The following is a 3,798-nucleotide window of genomic DNA, read 5'->3' as shown; positions in this document are numbered from 1 at the left end:
CCACCACTGAGGCAAGAAGATGGAGCGATTGATGCGTCCGAGATCGCGTAGAGCGAGAGCCAGTCCGTTTTGACGCGGGAATGCGGACAGCTTGGCCAGTAGCGTCGAAGGTCGAACCTGGCCGGAGCGGATCGTCGTGACCAGGCGCAGTATGTCATTCCAGTTTGCTTTAATTCGCTCAACGTTGATGGAATCTCCGACGAGCGATGCTAAGTTCTCGGGTGGCGCGTCGCCTGGGAAGAGATAAAGCCTGCGGTCCTTGAGACCTCGTAACCGAGGTACGAGCTGGAAGCCGCAAAGATGGCAAAGGGCGAAGCTCATGTCGCTGACGCCGCCAGTATCGACATAGTGGGTTTCGATGGCGAGATCGCTGCCATGATAGAGCAGACCGTCGAGAACGTAGATGGCCTCGCTGGCATTGGCATTCATCGTGATGATGCAGAACGCGCCAAACTGGTCGGAGGTGAAGCGATAGAATTTGGTGCCGGGATTGGGACCATAGCGGGCGTTGAGGTCGCCGATCGCCTCGGCGTGGCCACCTGCCGGAAAATACTGGCCGTCCGAGGATGAGGTGGTTCCGCCGCCCCACAACTGAGCGAGAGACAATTGTCTCTGGGCGTTGACGAGGATGGCATGCGCGGCCGCGTAGCCATCTTCGCGGATATGCCAGTCATGCGCCCAGGCAAGCTGTCGCATCGTCAACCCAGGGGAAACATCCGCCATTCTCGTTAGGCCGAGATTGACGCCGTCGGCCAGAATGGCGGTGAGCAGCGCAAGGTTGTTGTCGGCCGTTCGCCCAGTTCGTAGATGCGTGAAGGCGTTGGAAAATCCCGTGCGGGCGTCCACCTCGAGCAGCAGGTCGGTGATCCGGATCGCAGGAAGGCGACTTTCGACCTTCGATTTCAAAGATTTTGCGATGTCGGGAAACATGGCCTTGTGCGGCGTGACGCTGAACCCCGTCCCGGTCAATTCGACATCGTCGAGTTCGCCAGCGGCGGCCAGGCGGGAAAGGTCGCTGAGCCCGTCGTTCAAGATCTGGCGTTGCAGATTGAGGTATGTGTCCACGTCGGTATCGACGGCGACCGGAAGCGGTCCTTCCGCGTGCATCAACTCGAATGTCGGCGTGGGAATGAGGAAGCTCTCGAAGGATTGGAAGCGCTTGGCTCCCTCCACCCAAACGTCACCAGCATCGAGCCGGCGTTTCAGCTCGCTGAACAGGCAGAGCTCGTAGGCCCTGCGATCGATCTTGCCACCCTGCAAGATGAGGGGCATCCAGGCCTTGGGTGCAAAGGATATGGGGGCCTTGTCCGGTATTGCTCGTTTGCCTGTGCGATAGAGATCGGCGATGACGGATAGTGCTCGCAAGAGATTTGCCGCCACAGCGTGACCGCGGAACACAAGAGTCGAGAGGAATTGCGGCGCCAGTTTTCGAATCGTCGGATAGCGCTGGAGCAATTCAATTTTGCCGTCTATGACATCTGGCGCGATCAGCGTATCGACCGCCTGGACGCTGGTCGCGAAGGCTGGCCATTGAATGGCCCGCTCGAGAGCTTTGGCGAGATCTTCGCCTTTCTCCCTGGCGTCGATGATCGCATGACAAACTTTAGAGACTTCTTTCAGCGGCTTGTGCACCTCCCGGACAGACCGAGTGACGCGATCAACCGCCTGATTGTTGGCTCGCCGCGTCAGGGCGCCCATGAGTTTCTTGAACATGTCGATTGCGCAGTCGGTCAGATGGCGGGAAAGATGCAGCACCGTCGCGGCCAACACTGCGTGCTGGCGTTCGGGGTTGAGGTCGCGCAGATGCTGCGCACTCATCCGCATCCCCTCTGCGGCGAATTCATCAAACACCTTGGCCGGAATGCGCTCCATCAATGTCGCCGACAGGTTCAGCGATCGGAGAAATCGAATGCGCTCGGCTATCCTGTCGAGGTTGACGGCGGTTGGCGCCAATGCCGGTGTCCTTGCCCAGGCGAGGACGGTCACGCTCGTCCCCTCGCGGGCGTCGAGAAGCTTGTCCAAATCCAGCTTCTGGCCGTGCGACAGCCCACCAATCAGCGCCCGGTGAGCAATCCGAATGCCGCGCCGAATTGCCAAATGAACGATGGCCTCTAGTGCCGGGCGCGCCGGCAGGAGTATGCGTAGGCGTCGCAACTCCTCCGTCACCATTTCCGCCAATGCATCGGCGTGGCGCAGGGTTTGCGCAGCCGGGGTCAGCCAGCCGGTGAGTGCCCGAACGTCCGAAGATGCAAATGGACGCATCTTCATTCTCTCGAAAAGCAGGGCGAGATGTTCGCGTCGAGTCTGTGGGCGCTCGAAATAGCGATTGATCTCGCGGTGATCGACGCCGATCTGCCGCGCGATGAACCGCAGGACGCCAAGCGGGATATCTTCGCCATCCGCAAGCGGCCGGCCAGGATATCGAAGTGTGGCCAGAACACAGGCAAGGCCCAGCCGGTTCGACGCCTTGTTCTGTCGCATGATCAGGTCGAGATCTGGCCGGTCCAGCGTGTAATGTTTGGCGATCTCCCTTTCATCGTCCGGGAAGGCCGTTGCCTGCTGCCACCATGCCTCGCCCAGCAGTGCTCGTCGTGCCATTCTCGGATCTTCCAATTTTGATGCGGGGAGTGCACCCGAGCTGGAAAATTCACGTCCGACAAACGAACGTTTCGCGCGGTCCACAGATTTTGTGCAACCTCATCCCAGAAATTGCCCGCGCCGGCCTATAGGCCGCAGAGCAACGGAACAGCTGCGGTGGTCGACAGGTGGCAATCACGTCGGCATAACCCTTGAAAGCGCGCCAGCACCGAGCGGCCAGCCTCAATGTTCGCAAAGCCGCCACCCGCGTGGGGATCAGCAAGACCGCGCTCCACGAAGCGCTCAGAGCCGAAAAATCAGTCACATCAAAGGCAAGCAGGCGCAAATTCCGCATATGTTCTCAAAAGTCGGACAGATCCACCACTTTCGTGTTGTGACGCCATTATTAGCCCTTGTCTTCATTACAACCCTTTGGATCGCCCTAACTTACACTTTCAGGATCAGCAAACGGATTGGCTTCGTTTGGGTTATTTTCTTCGTTATCTGGGCTGGTATCGCCGTTTATTTGATCAATGAGAAGAAGTTGACCTTAACGTTTGACAATTCCGCACCTCTGCAATCCACCCCGGCTGTGGTTTTGCAGCCCAAGCCAGCGGCGCCGTAGCGCGAGGGCACTTTACAGATATTCATGACGCAAGGATCGATTTGCGTTAAGGGGTTCCACCCTTCATCAGACGGAAATAGTGCTCGGCGTGCTGATAATAGTTTTCCGCCTCGATGCGGTTCCCAGCCCGCTGCTGAACTTCGGCTAGCATCAAGTAACGCTCATAACTTGCGCGTGTACCTTGGCCGCTCAGCCCTCTGACCGGATTGGTCCGAATTTTCTGTTTTTGCGGAAGGCCACTCGTTGCTCTCCCGGCGATGGGTTGGATTATATTCATGTGTACTTGAGCGCCGCTATGGCGCTCGTTCCTTTGTTTGTTGTTGAAAATCAGTCGGTTGGGCCAGTGCCAAAATCCTGCGTGTGCGGTGCCGGCTCACCGCAGGATGCATCACCCAAGTATTTCGGCCACGAGCTTGCGTAGCTCTTCGCGGGTTAGCCCGCACGGTTCAGGTTTCCAGTTCGGATCGGATTTACGCTGCGCGGTTACCGCTGGAGCGTCGGAGTCCAAACGCGCCTGCGTCCGGGCAGATTTAAGTTTAATACCAAGGGGCGTGGATTCTGACTCAAGGGGATTCCGCAAATCAGCGTGATCTGAT

At 58.2% G+C, this 3,798-nt stretch carries 2 protein-coding genes and 1 pseudogene; all 3 read right to left on the bottom strand.

What is annotated here, in order from left to right; all coding sequences use genetic code 11:
* Window positions 1–2,598, bottom strand: a 2,598-nt coding sequence (locus QQL24_RS34940) for a Tn3 family transposase (RefSeq protein WP_284316938.1), incomplete at its 3' end; no start/stop codon positions are given.
* 650 nt (window positions 2,599–3,248) lie between these two features.
* Complete coding sequence (locus QQL24_RS34935; protein WP_348536519.1) at window positions 3,249–3,479, bottom strand: DUF4167 domain-containing protein; 231 nt, start codon at window positions 3,477–3,479, stop codon at window positions 3,249–3,251.
* Between the two features lie 111 nt (window positions 3,480–3,590).
* Window positions 3,591–3,798 (bottom strand): annotated as a pseudogene (locus QQL24_RS34930) (hypothetical protein); the annotation flags it as partial.

This window comes from Labrys miyagiensis (genome assembly GCF_030160835.1).
In the GTDB taxonomy this organism is placed as follows: Bacteria; Pseudomonadota; Alphaproteobacteria; order Rhizobiales; family Labraceae; genus Labrys; species Labrys miyagiensis.
Note: the sequence above shows the minus strand (reverse complement) of the source record. Positions and strands in the feature narration are given on the sequence as shown.

Excerpts from the sequence above, each read along its gene's own strand:
- QQL24_RS34935 (WP_348536519.1), bottom strand. The coding sequence starts at position 3,479 with ATGAATATAATCCAACCCATCGCCGGGAGAGCAACGAGTGGCCTTCCG.